This is a genomic window from Colwellia sp. 1_MG-2023, from assembly GCF_030546755.1.
In the GTDB taxonomy this organism is placed as follows: Bacteria; Pseudomonadota; Gammaproteobacteria; order Enterobacterales; family Alteromonadaceae; genus Thalassotalea_H.
Window position 1 is genome coordinate 81,715 of the sequence record NZ_JAUOPE010000009.1, and the last position, 15,127, is coordinate 96,841.

15 protein-coding genes and 1 pseudogene are annotated in these 15,127 nt (G+C 37.6%); 12 read left to right on the plus strand and 4 right to left on the minus strand.

Annotation, left to right across the window (positions count from 1 at the left end):
* Positions 1–9: 9 nt before the first annotated feature.
* The gene (gene prfA / locus Q4493_RS11740) at positions 10–1,098 is read right to left on the minus strand and encodes a peptide chain release factor 1 (RefSeq protein ID WP_303452816.1); all 1,089 of its coding nucleotides are present in this window, start codon (positions 1,096–1,098) and stop codon (positions 10–12) included.
* A gap of 139 nt (positions 1,099–1,237) precedes the next feature.
* Complete coding sequence (gene hemA / locus Q4493_RS11745; protein WP_303452819.1) at positions 1,238–2,500, minus strand: glutamyl-tRNA reductase; 1,263 nt, start codon at positions 2,498–2,500, stop codon at positions 1,238–1,240.
* A 218-nt stretch (positions 2,501–2,718) separates the two neighbouring features.
* Here hemA and lolB point away from each other — a divergent pair, with 218 nt between their 5' ends.
* From lolB to ychF, 7 genes are all read left to right on the plus strand, one after another.
* Positions 2,719–3,333 carry a lipoprotein insertase outer membrane protein LolB gene (lolB, locus tag Q4493_RS11750; RefSeq protein WP_303452821.1) on the plus strand — a complete coding sequence of 205 codons (615 nt, stop codon included), beginning with the start codon at positions 2,719–2,721 and terminating at the stop codon, positions 3,331–3,333.
* Positions 3,321–4,235, plus strand: coding sequence for a 4-(cytidine 5'-diphospho)-2-C-methyl-D-erythritol kinase (gene ispE, locus Q4493_RS11755; protein WP_303452823.1), 915 nt, complete (start codon positions 3,321–3,323; stop codon positions 4,233–4,235). The genes lolB and ispE overlap by 13 nt, the downstream gene beginning before the upstream one ends.
* A 115-nt stretch (positions 4,236–4,350) precedes the next feature.
* Positions 4,351–5,298, plus strand: coding sequence for a ribose-phosphate pyrophosphokinase (locus Q4493_RS11760; protein WP_303452825.1), 948 nt, complete (start codon positions 4,351–4,353; stop codon positions 5,296–5,298).
* 118 nt (positions 5,299–5,416) lie between these two features.
* Positions 5,417–6,199 (plus strand): ABC transporter substrate-binding protein, encoded by a 783-nt coding sequence (locus Q4493_RS11765; RefSeq protein WP_303452827.1) that lies wholly within the window; start codon positions 5,417–5,419, stop codon positions 6,197–6,199.
* A gap of 340 nt (positions 6,200–6,539) precedes the next feature.
* Positions 6,540–7,169 carry a 50S ribosomal protein L25/general stress protein Ctc gene (locus tag Q4493_RS11770; protein WP_303452829.1) on the plus strand — a complete coding sequence of 210 codons (630 nt, stop codon included), beginning with the start codon at positions 6,540–6,542 and terminating at the stop codon, positions 7,167–7,169.
* Positions 7,170–7,191: 22 nt separating this feature from the next.
* The gene (pth, locus tag Q4493_RS11775) at positions 7,192–7,776 is read left to right on the plus strand and encodes an aminoacyl-tRNA hydrolase (RefSeq protein WP_303452831.1); all 585 of its coding nucleotides are present in this window, start codon (positions 7,192–7,194) and stop codon (positions 7,774–7,776) included.
* Positions 7,777–7,814: 38 nt separating this feature from the next.
* Positions 7,815–8,906, plus strand: a complete 1,092-nt coding sequence (gene ychF / locus Q4493_RS11780; protein ID WP_303452832.1) for a redox-regulated ATPase YchF — start codon at positions 7,815–7,817, stop codon at positions 8,904–8,906.
* Between the two features lie 204 nt (positions 8,907–9,110).
* Here the strand turns inward: ychF and Q4493_RS11785 are convergent.
* Positions 9,111–9,341, minus strand: a pseudogene (locus Q4493_RS11785) (hypothetical protein).
* A 198-nt stretch (positions 9,342–9,539) separates the two neighbouring features.
* Here Q4493_RS11785 and Q4493_RS11790 point away from each other — a divergent pair.
* The 5 genes from Q4493_RS11790 to arsJ are packed head-to-tail and all read left to right on the plus strand — an operon-like array spanning position 9,540 to position 14,273.
* Complete coding sequence (locus tag Q4493_RS11790) at positions 9,540–10,382, plus strand: metalloregulator ArsR/SmtB family transcription factor (protein WP_303452834.1); 843 nt, start codon at positions 9,540–9,542, stop codon at positions 10,380–10,382.
* Between the two features lie 34 nt (positions 10,383–10,416).
* Complete coding sequence (arsB, locus tag Q4493_RS11795; RefSeq protein WP_303452836.1) at positions 10,417–11,433, plus strand: ACR3 family arsenite efflux transporter; 1,017 nt, start codon at positions 10,417–10,419, stop codon at positions 11,431–11,433.
* A 38-nt stretch (positions 11,434–11,471) separates the two neighbouring features.
* Positions 11,472–11,963, plus strand: a complete 492-nt coding sequence (locus tag Q4493_RS11800) for a tyrosine-protein phosphatase (RefSeq protein WP_303452838.1) — start codon at positions 11,472–11,474, stop codon at positions 11,961–11,963.
* A 9-nt stretch (positions 11,964–11,972) separates the two neighbouring features.
* A complete protein-coding gene (locus Q4493_RS11805; protein ID WP_303452839.1) occupies positions 11,973–12,992 on the plus strand; it encodes an ArsJ-associated glyceraldehyde-3-phosphate dehydrogenase in 1,020 nt (339 codons plus the stop codon).
* Positions 12,993–13,022: 30 nt separating this feature from the next.
* The gene (gene arsJ, locus Q4493_RS11810; protein WP_303452841.1) at positions 13,023–14,273 is read left to right on the plus strand and encodes an organoarsenical effux MFS transporter ArsJ; all 1,251 of its coding nucleotides are present in this window, start codon (positions 13,023–13,025) and stop codon (positions 14,271–14,273) included.
* Here arsJ and Q4493_RS11815 read toward each other — a convergent pair.
* Complete coding sequence (locus tag Q4493_RS11815; RefSeq protein ID WP_303452843.1) at positions 14,254–15,081, minus strand: phytanoyl-CoA dioxygenase family protein; 828 nt, start codon at positions 15,079–15,081, stop codon at positions 14,254–14,256. The genes arsJ and Q4493_RS11815 overlap by 20 nt on opposite strands.
* Positions 15,082–15,127 lie beyond the last annotated feature (46 nt).

A 15,127-nucleotide genomic window follows, 5' to 3' on the forward strand; every position in this document is an offset into this window, starting at 1 on the left:
TAAACTAAATTAATTTTGTTCAGCTAATGCCGCTAATAAATCAGCCTGATTTTCTTGTAAAATTGGCTCTAAAACCAGCTGTAAATTACCTTCCACTACTTCGTTTAAACGGTATAGTGTTAAATTAATACGATGATCTGTCATACGACCTTGCGGATAATTATATGTTCGAATACGTTCTGAACGATCACCACTTGCCACTAAGTTACGACGAGAAGACTCTTCTTCACTACGGCGTTTTTCATCTTCAGCTTGTTGTAAACGTGCTTGTAAAACTGACATCGCTTGAGCACGGTTTTTATGCTGTGAACGCTGATCTTGACACTCAACAACCACACCCGTAGGAATATGGGTAATACGAATAGCAGAGTCGGTTTTGTTAACATGCTGTCCACCAGCACCTGAGGCGCGGAAGGTATCTACTTTAAGATCGGCTTTGTTAATTTCAATCGCTTCTGATTCTGGAATTTCAGGCATAACAACCACAGTACATGCTGAGGTATGCACACGTCCTTGAGACTCAGTTTCTGGCACACGTTGTACACGATGACCACCAGATTCAAATTTCATTTGGCCGTAAACCCCTTCACCGATAATTTTAAAGATAACTTCTTTAAAGCCACCTTGTTCACTATCGCTTAAGTTCATTACTTCAATTTTCCAGCCTTGTTTTTCACAATAACGAGTATACATGCGATACAAATCACCGGTAAAAATAGCCGCTTCATCACCACCTGCTCCAGCACGTATTTCAACGAAACAGTTATTATCATCATTGGGATCACGAGGTAATAAAAGAATTTGTAATTGGTCTGATATTTCTTCAACCGCCTTTTTCGCTTCTTTAAACTCTTCTTGCGCCATTTCACGCATATCAGGATCGTCATCTTTAAGCATTTCTTCTGCCGTGGCAAAATCATTTTCTGCTTCTTGATATTGATTAAAAACACTTGTCACTTCTTCTAAGCGTTTAAATTCTTTAGAAAGCGCTAAGAATTTTTCTTGATTGGCAATAGTTTCTGGATCTGATAACAACGCTTGAACCTCTTCAAAGCGTTCAACTAAACCTTCAAGCTTTTGATAAACTGATTTATTCATTAAATATTCTTTTATTTGCTATAAATGAGTGAAATTCCATTCGAAAGTATAACTGATAGTAATCGATAAGAGTTAACAAGAATGATTTATTTTAGATTGCGGGCAGTGTAAAGATTTCAACAACGACTTTCAATAATTGCTACTTATCTATTTGTAAAACGTCTCTTAAATAAACAATTTTATCTAATTCTCCCCCTTGGGCTGCCGTTTGAATGGCATTGGTAGGGGCATGCATTAATTTATTGGTTAATTTTGTCGCTAATTCAGCAATGACGGCTTCTGGTGCTTTATCACTTTGTAATTGTTGCAGTGCTTTTTCGAGGAGTACATCTCGCTCTGATAAACACTGCTTACGATAACTAACCACCGTATCTTGTGTGTTTAACCCTCTTAACCAAGACATAAAACCACTGGTTTGATGATTAACAATCGCTTCTGCTTCAACGGCAGCTTTACGGCGGTTTTCCATATTTTGTGCAATAATGCTTTGTAGATCGTCAACGGTATATAGAAACACATCTTCTAGATCAGAGACTTGTTCTTCAATATCACGAGGTACAGCTAAATCAACCATAAACACAGGACGGTGTTTACGCTTCGCTAAAGCTTGCTCAACCATTCCTTTGCCTATTAAAGGTAACGTACTACCTGTAGAGCTTATCACAATATCAGCATCTGCCATATGCTGTGGAATTTGCGCCAAAGTGATCACATCAGCACCCACTTGTTTCGCCATATCCTCTGCACGATTTAACGTTCTATTCGCTACCGTAATATGGCCAACTTTATTTTCATAAAGATGTTTCGCCACAAGTTCTATTGTTTCACCCGCACCAACTAGCAACACTTTCGCTTTTTCTAAACTCGCAAAAATATGCTTCGCTAAATTAACCGCTGCAAAAGCTACGGATACAGCACTTGAGCCAATTTCAGTTTCTGTTCTTACTTGTTTTGCCACACCAAAAGTACGCTGAAACAAGCGATCCATCACTAATGCCATAGAACCTGCAGCTTTCGCTTGACTATATGCTTGCTTCATTTGACCTAAAATTTGTGGTTCACCTAAAACAAGGGAATCAAGCCCACAAGCAACTCGCATCATATGATTTACTGCTTGTTGGTCACTGTGCCAATATAAGCTTGGAATAATAGTAGACGCAGGTACGTTATGATGATGTTCAAGCCAAGCAATCACTTTTTCTTGAGTAATATCGTATTTTTCAGAAGCAACTAAATATAATTCTGTTCTATTACACGTGGATAGTATCGCCGCTTCTTTACATTGTACGAGTGAAAGCATCTCTTGCAGCGCCACAGACAATTTATCGGGATTGAAAGAAATTTTCTCCCTGACAGCGACGGGCGCAGTTATATGATTGATACCAACGGCAACTATGGACATACGTTAACTATTAAACCTGCTTAAAAGTAATTTATTAAAAACTTACTTTTATTTAGAAAGAATTAAATTAAATATCTATGATAATAAGGTATTATGCCTGTAGGTTTTCACATACAACCTGATCTATCACAAACTATTGTGTTAATTTTACGAAAGATTGGCGGTGATTGAAAGCAATCACCTCGATAAAACTTAAAAGTATCATTAAAAGAATGTTCATGACTAAAAACATCATCGCGCTACTTTGTCTATTACTTCTCCTACATGGTTGCGCCAGCAATAAAATTATTGAGCGTTCATCAACGAGCTTGCATGATACAAAAGAAGCTCGACTTGAAAAACTAAAGCACATTCAACAATGGCAAATAAAAGGTAAAATTGCTTTCCTTCAGAAAAACAAACGAGAAAGCGCTTCATTGTTTTGGCAATACCATCAAGATACCGGACAACAAACGCTCAAACTCACGACATATTTAGGTATCAATGTTTTAACGCTTCACACGGATAATGGTCAACACAGAGTTGAAATAGATGGCGAAAACTATCAAAGTGACAATTTAGAACAATTAATATATTCACTAACCGGTTTAATACTACCAACAAACGCGCTAAATTATTGGCTAAAAGGTCAAGTATATTCGGCTGCCGATACAATTTCTTATGATAAACAGTCTGAATTACCCAATAAACTTACTAGTTATTATCAGGGAAACATTTGGCAGATCAGCTATAAAAAGTATCAACAAGTTAATGATGTTTCACTCGCTCATCAATTATCCATTAAGCAAAATGACTTAACCATCAAAATTATGATCAATCAATGGAAGCTATAACTATGCCTGTTAGTTTACCTACAACTGACTCCCCTTTTTACCAATTTCCATCACCCGCGAAACTAAATCTATTTCTCCATATTGTGGGCAGAAGAGCGGATGGTTACCATGAACTTGAAACTGTTTTTCAGTTTTTAACATTGGGCGATAGCATCTCAATAAAGCGTACAATAACCCCAAGCATTACCTTATTAACTCCGATAGATGGCGTTCACAATGACGACAATTTAATTGTCAAAGCCGCGAAATTATTACAAGAAAAAGCACCTTCTCCCTTTGGTGCTGAAATAAAAATAACTAAATTACTGCCCATGGGCGGTGGTTTAGGGGGTGGTTCTTCAAATGCCGCTACCGTATTATTAGCACTAAATCTGTTATGGCAATGTAAGTTAACTTTTCAACAACTTGCTGAGTTAGGGTTACAACTAGGAGCCGATGTTCCGATATTTATTCATGGATTTGCTGCATTTGCACAAGGCATTGGCGAAAAATTGTCGCCCGTTTATCCTGAAGAGTCTTTTTATTTAATTAGTAAACCTAATTGTAGTATTTCTACGCAACAAGTGTTCACGGCAAAAGATCTGACTCGTAACACCCCAAAGCTTGATAGCAAAGCATTTGATAATAAAACATACACCGAAGGCTATTATAATGATTGTCAAAATTTAGTAATAAATCACTATCCTGAGGTTGCCAAGTTGCTTGCTTGGTTGATAGAATACGCGCCGTCTCGAATGACAGGTACAGGCGCTTGTATTTTCTCTCGCTTTAGTTCTGAACAAGAAGCTAAACGAGTACAAAAATTACTTCCTAATACCGTTACTTCATTTGTTACTAAAGGTATTAATACCTCTTCTCTACATAGTGTTTTGCAGCAATTAGAGTCTGAGATTTGTACTTAATTTTTTTGAAAAAAAGCCTTAAAAATTGGCTTTTTTAAAATAATGTGCTGATAATTAACACCATGTTTTATTCAGCATTCTACTTATAATGTCAAAAGTTTCTGAGGAACTGCTAGTGCCTGACATGAAGATCTTTGCGGGTAATGCCACCCCTGAATTGGCCAAACAAATTGCTAACCGTCTTTACATTACGCCAGGTGAGGCCAAAGTAGGAAGCTTTAGTGATGGCGAAATTAGCGTTGAAATTACTGAAAATGTTCGCGGTGCTGACGTTTTTATCATCCAATCAACGTGTGCCCCAACTAACGATAATTTAATGGAACTTATCGTAATGATTGACGCGCTTCGTCGTGCATCTGCTGGTCGTATTACTGCTGTTATGCCTTACTTTGGTTACGCTCGTCAAGACCGTCGTGTACGCAGTGCTCGTGTACCTATTACCGCGAAAGTAGTGGCAGACTTTTTATCAAGCGTTGGTGTTGATCGTGTTTTAACGGTTGATTTACACGCTGAGCAAATTCAAGGTTTCTTCGATGTACCAGTTGATAACGTTTTCGGTACTCCGATTCTTTTAGATGATATGAAAGAAAAGAATTTAGAAAACCCAGTCGTTGTTTCTCCTGATATTGGCGGTGTAGTTCGTGCACGTGCAGTGGCCAAATTATTAGATGATGCTGATCTTGCCATTATTGATAAACGTCGTCCTAAAGCAAATGTTGCTCAAGTTATGCATATCATTGGTGACGTTGCAGGACGTGATTGTATTATCGTTGATGATATGATTGATACAGGTGGCACATTAGCTAAAGCGGCTGAAGCGTTAAAAGATCATGGAGCAAAACGTGTATTTGCTTACGCAACACACCCAGTATTATCTGGTAATGCTGCTGAAAACCTTAAAAACTCTGTGATAGATGAAGTTATTGTTACTGACTCTATTCCGTTGTCGCCAGCAATTAAAAAGCTTGGTAATGTTCGCCAATTAACGTTAAGTGGCATGTTATCTGAAGCCATTCGTCGCGTTTGTAATGAAGAATCAATTTCTGCGATGTTTGATAGCTAAGCAACTCAGAAAATACTTTATTTTTCAAAAGCACCTTAGGGTGCTTTTTTTGTGGCGGAAATATTCTACTTTTTTGTCTACACTTAACCTATGTTCAACAGCACCAGCTAAGGCGTCGATGAAGGTATTTAATAAAACAATAACGTTTGTTGTTCTTTTATTTTCGATAAGTGCGTCTGCCTCTATTCAAAAAACACTGTTCATTAATGATATAAACTGGCCACCCTTTTTCTTCCAAGAAATAACAGGTAACAATATTGGTATTGGCAAAGAAATTATTGATCACTGTTTAAGTCAACAAGACTTTAAGTGGCAATACAAAAATCTTCCCATCAAAAGAACGCATCAACATATGGCATCAGGTGAACTTGATATCAGCGTCTATTCTTATCAAAAAGCAAGAGAGGATTTTATTATTTATGGCACTGAGCCTATTTTCTATTCACAATATGGTTTCGCATCAAATCGCCAAGACAATGTCAAAATCAATAATTTAGATGACATAAAACAATATCAAATAGGACATTTAGCTGGCTTAGCGCATACACAAGATTTGATGAAAATAATTGAAGAAAAAAAACAACTTGATCAAGTCACCATTGGTTATAGTATTGATGCTATGCTCAAACAACTAATTGCTAGCCCACAGAGATTTCAAATACTGCCTAATTCCATAGAAACACTGTCATGGCGGGCAAAACAATTACACATTGAAAACAATATACGTATTCATAATTTTATTTTGAAACAAAAAGCTTATTACGTCACGGTATCGAAAGCGAGTGAAAAGATAACTGAGCCGAGTATATTTTTAAATAAAATGGACTCATGTATTAAAACGTTAAAGGCATCTGGTAACTACCTCAAAATAATCGAAAAGTATGGCCTTACAACACAATAAAGTTCTTCTTTATTAATAATAAATATAGTAAACATTTAACCGATTAAAAATCTTACCCTTTACAGTAAAACATGTGAGTTACTCATTTAACGAGCCACTGAACCTATAATTCCTTTACTTAATTTTAGGACGTGTTGATCTTTCGCGATGATTTTTGCAACAGTATTTTTAATCAATCATAGATAAATTACAGTAATCATTTGGTTTTCAAGTCATCCAATGTTATTATGCCGCGCCTTTTTTATCTGTTGATAAATAATTCTTAAGGTAAAAAGTGGCAATGCGTTATTTTTGGTCGCAAAAAATAACAAAATTTAATTTAAAATTAAGGTATTAAACCATGACTGATTTATTTACTTTGGATGCTGAAGTACGTACAGACTTAGGGAAAGGTGCGAGCCGCCGCCTACGTCACGCGAACAAAGTTCCAGCTATCCTTTACGGTGAAGGCAAAGAGCCTGTTTCTTTAACATTGGCGCACAACAAAGTATTTCGTGCACAACAAGAAGAAGCTTTCTACTCTCACGTTTTAACATTAAACGTTGATGGTAAGCCTGTTGAATGTTTAATTAAAGACATGCAACGTCACCCTTTCAAGCAAATCATTATGCACATGGATTTCATGCGTATTGATGCTACTCATGCTGTTCACGTTAATGCTCCTGTTCACTTCATCAATGAAGATGTTGCAGAGAAAAAAGGTGGCAAAATTGCTCATCACATTAACGAGATCGCAGTTAGCTGTTTACCTGCTAACATTCCAGAATTCATCGAAGTTGATGTTGCTGGTTTAGAAGTTGGTCAAACGTTACATTTATCAGACATCACTTTACCTAAAGGTGTAACTTCTGATGAATTAGCTAAAGGTGAAAGCCATGACCAAGCTGTTGCTTCATTAAATGCACCGAAAGGTTCAAGCGATGAAGAAGCTGGCGATGAAGCTGCAGAAGAAACAGCTACTGAAGAATAATCCAAAGGACACTATCCTTTAGATGACTATTCAACTAGTTGTGGGCCTGGGTAATCCAGGCCCTGAATATACAAAAACCCGCCACAATGCTGGAGTTTGGTTCGTAGAAGAACTCGCTTCACGCTATAACATTTCGTTAAGACCCGAAAAAAAATACTTTGGATTATACGGCAAAGGCCAAATTGGAAATGAAGTCATTCATTTACTTATTCCAACAACGTTTATGAATAAAAGTGGTCAATCGGTTGCCCCACTGGCAAATTTTTTTCGCATCCATGTAGAAAATATTTTAGTCGCACATGATGAACTAGATATGGAACCAGGCGTTTGTAAAATTAAAAAAGGTGGTGGTCATGGCGGACATAATGGCTTGCGTGACATTATTGCACGTATGGCAAATAACAAAGAATTTTATAGGTTACGCATAGGTATTGGCCACCCAGGCCATCGAGATCGCGTGACTGGCCATGTACTTGGCAAAGCTCCAGCAATTGAGCAAGAAAAAATAGATCAAGCCATTGATGAAGCATCTCGCTGCATGGATATTTGGCTTAAGGATGATTTAAAAAAAGCACAAAATCGTCTGCATTCATTTAAAGCGTTATAATACAAATCGTTAATCGCTTAACATATTAAGGTAATATCATGGGATTCAAATGCGGTATTGTTGGCTTGCCCAACGTTGGTAAATCTACACTTTTCAATGCATTAACAAAAGCAGGCATTGAAGCAGCAAACTTTCCTTTTTGTACGATAGAGCCAAATACTGGCGTAGTACCTGTGCCTGATCCTCGTTTAGATGCATTAGCAAAAATTGTCAATCCTGAAAGAGTCTTAGCGACTACCATGGAGTTTGTCGATATTGCAGGTTTAGTTGCTGGCGCTTCAAAAGGTGAAGGCTTAGGAAATAAATTTCTGGCCAATATTCGTGAAACAGATGCCATCGGCCATGTAGTACGTTGTTTTGAAAACGATAACATCATCCATGTTGCTAATAAAATTGACCCTGCCGCAGATATTGACGTGATCAACACTGAATTAGCTTTAGCTGATATGGATACTGCTGAACGTGCCATTACCCGTCAAGCAAAACGTGCCAAAGGTGGCGATAAAGACGCAAAATTTGAAATTCCTGTTTTAGAAAAAATATTAAAACATGTAGAAGAAGGTGAAATGGTTCGCTCTTTAGAATTAACTAAGGAAGAAAAAGCAGCCGTTGCCTATCTTAACTTTTTAACGATTAAACCAACCATGTATATTGCCAATGTCAATGACGATGGTTTTGAAAACAACCCTTATTTAGATGTTGTTCAAGCAATAGCTGACAAAGAAGGCGCGGTAGTCGTTGCAGTTTGTGCTGAAATTGAAGGTGAATTGTCTGAAATGGACGATGAAGACCGTAAAGAATTTATGGCAGAAATGGGCTTAGAAGAGCCGGGCCTAAATCGTGTGATCAACTCAGGTTATGGTTTATTGCATTTACAAACTTATTTCACGGCCGGAGTCAAAGAAGTGCGAGCATGGACAGTTAAACAAAATGCCACAGCCCCACAAGCAGCGGGTGTTATTCATACCGATTTTGAAAAAGGCTTTATTCGTGCCGAAGTGGTTGCCTATGATGACTTTATTGAATTTAACGGTGAGTCTGGTGCTAAAGAAGCCGGAAAATGGCGCTTAGAAGGGAAAGACTACCTCGTTAAAGATGGTGATGTTGTTCACTTTAGATTCAATGTGTAATAGTTAGCTATTTTTACTATTTACTTTTTATTTTAAGCGAGCGAAAGCTCGCTTTTTTATTGTAAATTATTTATCAAAGCGCGATCAACTCAGCAAAATACTATCTAATTAATCTAGCTTTATAGAAAATACACCAAAATTAACCGCCAATAAACTAACGTTTCCTTTCACGGTTCGACGCTAATTATCTCATTTCGAATATTTTCATTTCAAAACATGTCTCATATGCATACTAGGGGCTGTTGAACTTTCGAGATTGTTTTTGCCGCATTTTCTTGGGTATTTATACAAGGCAGAGCCTTTGTAAGAGGGTTGTTCCACATAAAAAGGCGATAAAGACTTTATGCTCCTGCAAAGTCACCTTACCCCACATCCTTGTGGGGCAACGCCATTAAAAATGACCAACAAACGCTGTCCGAAGGATTCGGCTAAAATCGTTTTACGCTTTGTTGACTAGTATTTGCTTAGAATGACTAGGCTACACACTACTTGCCGCGATTAAAACGATTTTATCTCGAACAAAATTTAACCGCGAAAGATCAACAGCCCCTAATTCAAACATTTAAATATTTTTCTTTACATATGAAATTTTACATATACACTATTTCACATGTTAAAAAATAGTGAAACTATATGAACACGTCAACTGAATTTCAAGCAAGTCAACAAGTATCAATAACAAAGCAGAAAGTGCTTTTTTTATGTACGGGGAATTCTGCGAGATCACAGATGGCAGAAGCACTGTTAAAGCATAAAGCAAGCGATAAATTTGACGTGTTTAGCGCAGGTACTTCACCAGAAGCAGTTGATGTACGCGCTATTGAAGCGTTAAGTAAATTTGGAGTAAACGCGCAAAACCTTAAATCTAAAAATATTAAAGAATTTGACGGTGTAAATTTTGATTATGTGATCACTCTTTGCGACAAAGCGAATACTGAATGTCGAAACTACCCTCAAGCAGAAACGCAATTAGCATGGGATTTTCCTGATCCTAAAACTCGTACTGGTAATAATCCTTTTTCAGCCACACTGAGCGAGCTGAACAATCGCCTATCAATGTTTTTATTAGTAGAAGAAAAAAAATGCCATGCGGTTCACGAGGAAGAAAATAACAATTCATTAAAAAATGTTGACCCTATCACATTTTATAAAAGTCTTACTGACGATATTCGTTTAAAAACATTAATGTTAACTCACTACCATGGCGAACTGTGTGTATGTGAATTAATGGCAGCATTAGACGAAGACAGCCAACCAAAAGTTTCTCGCAATTTAGCGGTACTAAAAAAAGCAAACATACTCACCGATAGAAAGCATGGCCAATGGGTATTCTACCGTATTACACCTGAGTTACCGCTTTGGGCAAAGTCTGTAATAGCGCAAACAACCGAAAATAACGTGTCATTAATCGCGGCTGAATTACAACGTTTAAACGCAATGAATAACAGACCCAATAAAACTAATTTTTGCCAATAACAGTTTGTGAACTGAAAAATATTAAAGGATCATAATGGGAATTTTTGAACGCTATTTATCACTTTGGGTTGCCTTATGTATTGCTCTAGGGGTAATACTGGGTTTATGGCAACCGGAAATTTTTCAGGCTATCGCTACCTTTGAAATAGCTCATGTGAACATTGCCGTTGCAATATTTATTTGGGTAATGATTTATCCAATGATGGTGCAAATTGATTTTTCATCCATCAAAGATGTTAGTAAAAACCCAAAAGGCTTGATACTTACAATTGTTATTAATTGGCTTATCAAACCATTTTCAATGGCGGCATTAGGTTGGTTATTTTTCAATGGTTTATTTGCCGATTTAGTCGAGCCTGCTTCTGCACAAGAATATATTGCTGGTATGATTTTACTCGGTGTAGCCCCTTGTACGGCGATGGTATTTGTTTGGTCACAGTTAACAAAAGGCGATGCTAATTACACCTTAGTACAAGTATCTGTCAATGATGTGATCATGGTATTCGCGTTTGCGCCCATTTCCGCATTATTACTCGGCGTCAGTGATATACAGGTGCCATGGCAAACATTACTTATTTCGGTAGTGTTATACGTTTTATTACCTTTAATTGCCGGTATTATCACTCGAAAAATATTAAATAACCGTCAAGGCGAAGCCTCACTTAATCAGTTATTAACGACCTTAAAACCTTGGTCGATTATGGGCTTACTCGCTACCGTCATTTTACTATTCGGCTTTCAAGCGAACACGATTATTTCAGAGCCCCAAACTATCGGTTTAATTGCCATACCATTAATGATCCAAACCTATGGTATTTTCATTATCGCCTATCTTGCAGCGAAATGGTTAAAACTGCCGCATAATATCGCTGCACCAGCCTGTTTAATTGGTACTTCAAACTTTTTTGAATTAGCGGTTGCTGTCGCCATATCACTTTTTGGCCTTCACTCTGGCGCAGCACTAGCGACTGTAGTTGGTGTGCTCGTTGAAGTACCTGTGATGTTGTCATTGGTTTACATCATTAACCGTACGCAACATTGGTTTAAGTAATATTCGCTCAAATAATATGAATAATTGGAAAACTCAATATGCTCACTCACCCTTTTGATATTTTGACGCTAGAAAATGGCGCAAAGCTTATTTTTACGCCATGTCCAGGCACCAAAGAAGCAAAGTTAGTTGATGCTGTTAGTACATTAAAACAAGCTGGCACAACGATGTTACTAACCCTTATGTTTGATGAAGAAATGGAAAAACTTTCGGCCACAACATTACCGGAAGTATGTAAAAGCAATGACATTATTTGGCTGCAACTGCCTATATCAGATGATGCAGCGCCAAATCAAGCATTTGAAGACCAATGGCAAGCACATAAAGAAAGCATCTTAGCGAACATTCAAAATAAAGGCACAATTGCAGTGCATTGCAAAGGCGGCTCTGGTCGCACCGGTTTAGTGATTGGTCTGATCTTATTAGCGTTTGGTTACCCGAGTAATAAGATTATAGAAATCGTACAAAAAATTAGACCAAACTCGCTAAAAAATCCCACTCAGTTAGATTATTTTAACGCAAAACTTTAAGGCAATACTATGACAATTAAAATAGGAATCAATGGCTTTGGCCGTATGGGACGTTTAACAATGCGAGCGGCATTTGATTGGGATAATATTGAAATTGTTCACATTAATGATCCTGCTGGCGGTGCTGAAACATTAGCTCATCTATTAAATTTCGACTCTGTACAAGGTCGTTGGCATCATGAAGCACAAGCCAGCAGTACAAGTGATGGCGAGGTTATGCTGATCAACAATCACAGTATCACTTGCACGCAAAATATTGCAACGCAAGATACTGATTGGTCACAATGTGATCTAGTTATTGAAGCCTCAGGAAAAATAAAAACCAAAGCCTTGTTGCAAGCATACTTAGACCAAGGGGTTAAACGTGTGGTGGTTACAGCTCCGGTGAAAGAAGACGGTATTTTAAATGTTGTGATGGGCGTCAACGATGATTTATACGATAAATCGCTTCACCCTATTGTCACTGCAGCCTCATGTACAACTAACTGTATAGCGCCTGTAGTAAAAGTTATTCATGAAAACATTGGTATTAAGCATGGTTCAATCACCACCATTCATAACATTACCAACACGCAAACCATTATTGATGCTCCGCATAAAGATCTGCGTCGTGCTCGTTCATGTGGTACCAGTTTAATTCCAACCACAACAGGCTCGGCTACGGCTATCACACATATCTTTCCAGAATTAAAAGGTAAGTTAAATGGTCATGCGATTCGAGTGCCACTAACAAATGCATCAATTACTGATTGCGTTTTTGAAGTAGAAAAAAACACCACGGTTGAAGAAGTAAATCAGTTACTTAAAGCTGCTGCTGATAATGAATTGAAAGGCATTCTAGGTTATGAAGAGCGTCCACTTGTCTCGATAGATTATAAAGGTGACCCACGATCGAGCATTGTTGATTCGCTTTCAACTATGGTAGTGAATGATACTCAAGTGAAGCTATACGTTTGGTACGACAATGAATGGGGTTACGCCAATAGAACGGCAGAATTAGCCCTTAAAGTCGGCTTATCTGTTGTATAAAAATGTTACATACATGAGGAATAACCTTCTATGAGTCTTTTAACCTTAAAGACATTATCACCACAAATTAAACAATACTTGGTGATCACAGGTAATTATTGGGCTTTTACGTTAACTGACGGTGCCTTACGCATGTTAGTTGTGCTGTACTTTCATCAATTAGGCTACAGCCCGTTAAACATAGCAATGTTATTTCTATTTTATGAGATTTTTGGCGTGATCACTAATCTTGTCGGCGGTTGGCTTGGCGCGCGCCTTGGCTTGAATAAAACCATGAATATCGGCTTGGCGTTTCAGATTATTGCACTTGCTATGCTAGCGGTACCTGCTGAAATGCTGACAGTTATATATGTCATGGCCGCGCAAGCATTATCTGGCATCGCTAAAGATTTAAATAAAATGAGTGCGAAAAGCTCGATAAAATTATTAGTGCCTCAAAATACGAATCATAATGATAAACAGGAGCTAAAACACGAAAGCGAAGCAACACTATATAAATGGATAGCTATTTTAACTGGCTCTAAAAATGCTTTAAAAGGCGTCGGCTTTTTTCTTGGTGGACTGTTGCTTACCTTACTTGAATTCAAAGGTGCGGTAATATTAATGGCGACTGTGTTAACTATCGTTTGGCTATTAAGTTTACTCATGTTGAAAGCTGATTTAGGTAAAGCGAAGAACAAACCTAAATTTAATGAGATTTTCTCAAAGAGTGCAGATATTAATATTCTATCCACTGCTCGCATGTTTTTATTTGGCGCTCGTGACGTATGGTTTGTTGTCGCATTACCAGTATTTTTAGCAGTAACATTTAACTGGGATCATTGGTGGGTTGGTGGTTTTATGGCAAGTTGGGTGATTGGTTACGGTATCGTTCAATCATTTGCGCCACTGATTACGGGAAAAAAATCAGGGAAACCTCCTTCGGGTAAAGCAGCTTTCATTTGGGCAAGTTACCTAACAATAATTCCCGCAATTATCGCACTAACGCTACAATTCAACTTTTATATACAAGTATCACTTATTGCTGGTTTATTGATTTTTGGTGCTGTATTTGCGGTAAATTCTTCATTACACAGCTATTTAATTGTTAGTTATGCAGGCAAAGACGGTGTGTCTCTCGACGTTGGTTTTTACTATATGGCTAATGCTATGGGCAGGTTAATTGGTACGCTACTATCCGGCTGGGTTTACCAAGAGCATGGTTTACAAGCCTGTTTATGGATATCAACGCTGTTTTTAGCAACCGCAAGCTTATTATCTATCAAACTAAAACGAGATTAATATCATCTTTATTTGAACTTTTATTTTTTAAATTCAAGGTATTTTGATAAATTCTTCCATCGCTAATGTTCTCTAGCATGGCTGCTGTAGGTAAGCAGTCATCGTCAACATAATCAACAAAGTCACCAGCGGGATCAAACACTAAAATATCTAATGCTAATCGATCTAAACCATATAACCCTCTATGAATCATATCCGCAGAAAATACCAATAAATCCCCGGCTGATAGCTTAATTTTTTTGCCCAACGACAATGGCTCGTTACTTGTTCGACCATTTTCTTCTTGCCGTACATTATGCTCTTCTTCATTGTCCCAGCGTTTATGCGTTTCAGGCACAAGTTCCATACCTAATTCATCAAATAATGGCACCCGTAAATGCACTACTTGAGTTTCTTGAATCGCCAGTTTTTGTCCTTCAATATCATGATCATATTGGCAATCACGATGCCAAAAGTCTTTTAGCTGTGGATTAACTGGATTAAAAAATAACTGAGTATTCATAAACGATGGCGAATCTGGAATGAGCAAATCGATAATTTTCATTAACTTTTTTGAGCTAATAAAGTTAAACAACTTAAGTCGATCAGTGGTTGATAAGTATTGACTGCCGGTAATTAACGAAGAGTTAAAGGCTTCTTCTCGATAAAAAGTCGCGTGATCTTTTTTCCAAGCGTGATGAAAGGTTAAAATGACTTTCCTTAATGCGGCGATTTCATTTTCTGAAAAGTAATCTCGAATAACGAAATAGCCCTGTTCATCATATTGCTGAGCTAACTTTTCATGGAACTGATGATTTTCGTTTAACATTTACGCCTATTTACCCTCAACTAACTGTTCGCTCATTATCGCTTAT

Excerpts from the sequence above, each read along its gene's own strand:
- prfA (WP_303452816.1), bottom strand. The coding sequence starts at position 1,098 with ATGAATAAATCAGTTTATCAAAAGCTTGAAGGTTTAGTTGAACGCTTT.
- hemA (WP_303452819.1), bottom strand. The coding sequence starts at position 2,500 with ATGTCCATAGTTGCCGTTGGTATCAATCATATAACTGCGCCCGTCGCT.
- lolB (WP_303452821.1), top strand. The coding sequence starts at position 2,719 with ATGACTAAAAACATCATCGCGCTACTTTGTCTATTACTTCTCCTACAT.
- ispE (WP_303452823.1), top strand. The coding sequence starts at position 3,321 with ATGGAAGCTATAACTATGCCTGTTAGTTTACCTACAACTGACTCCCCT.
- Q4493_RS11765 (WP_303452827.1), top strand. The coding sequence starts at position 5,417 with ATGAAGGTATTTAATAAAACAATAACGTTTGTTGTTCTTTTATTTTCG.
- Q4493_RS11770 (WP_303452829.1), top strand. The coding sequence starts at position 6,540 with ATGACTGATTTATTTACTTTGGATGCTGAAGTACGTACAGACTTAGGG.
- pth (WP_303452831.1), top strand. The coding sequence starts at position 7,192 with ATGACTATTCAACTAGTTGTGGGCCTGGGTAATCCAGGCCCTGAATAT.
- ychF (WP_303452832.1), top strand. The coding sequence starts at position 7,815 with ATGGGATTCAAATGCGGTATTGTTGGCTTGCCCAACGTTGGTAAATCT.
- Q4493_RS11790 (WP_303452834.1), top strand. The coding sequence starts at position 9,540 with ATGAACACGTCAACTGAATTTCAAGCAAGTCAACAAGTATCAATAACA.
- arsB (WP_303452836.1), top strand. The coding sequence starts at position 10,417 with ATGGGAATTTTTGAACGCTATTTATCACTTTGGGTTGCCTTATGTATT.
- Q4493_RS11800 (WP_303452838.1), top strand. The coding sequence starts at position 11,472 with ATGCTCACTCACCCTTTTGATATTTTGACGCTAGAAAATGGCGCAAAG.
- Q4493_RS11805 (WP_303452839.1), top strand. The coding sequence starts at position 11,973 with ATGACAATTAAAATAGGAATCAATGGCTTTGGCCGTATGGGACGTTTA.
- arsJ (WP_303452841.1), top strand. The coding sequence starts at position 13,023 with ATGAGTCTTTTAACCTTAAAGACATTATCACCACAAATTAAACAATAC.
- Q4493_RS11815 (WP_303452843.1), bottom strand. The coding sequence starts at position 15,081 with ATGTTAAACGAAAATCATCAGTTCCATGAAAAGTTAGCTCAGCAATAT.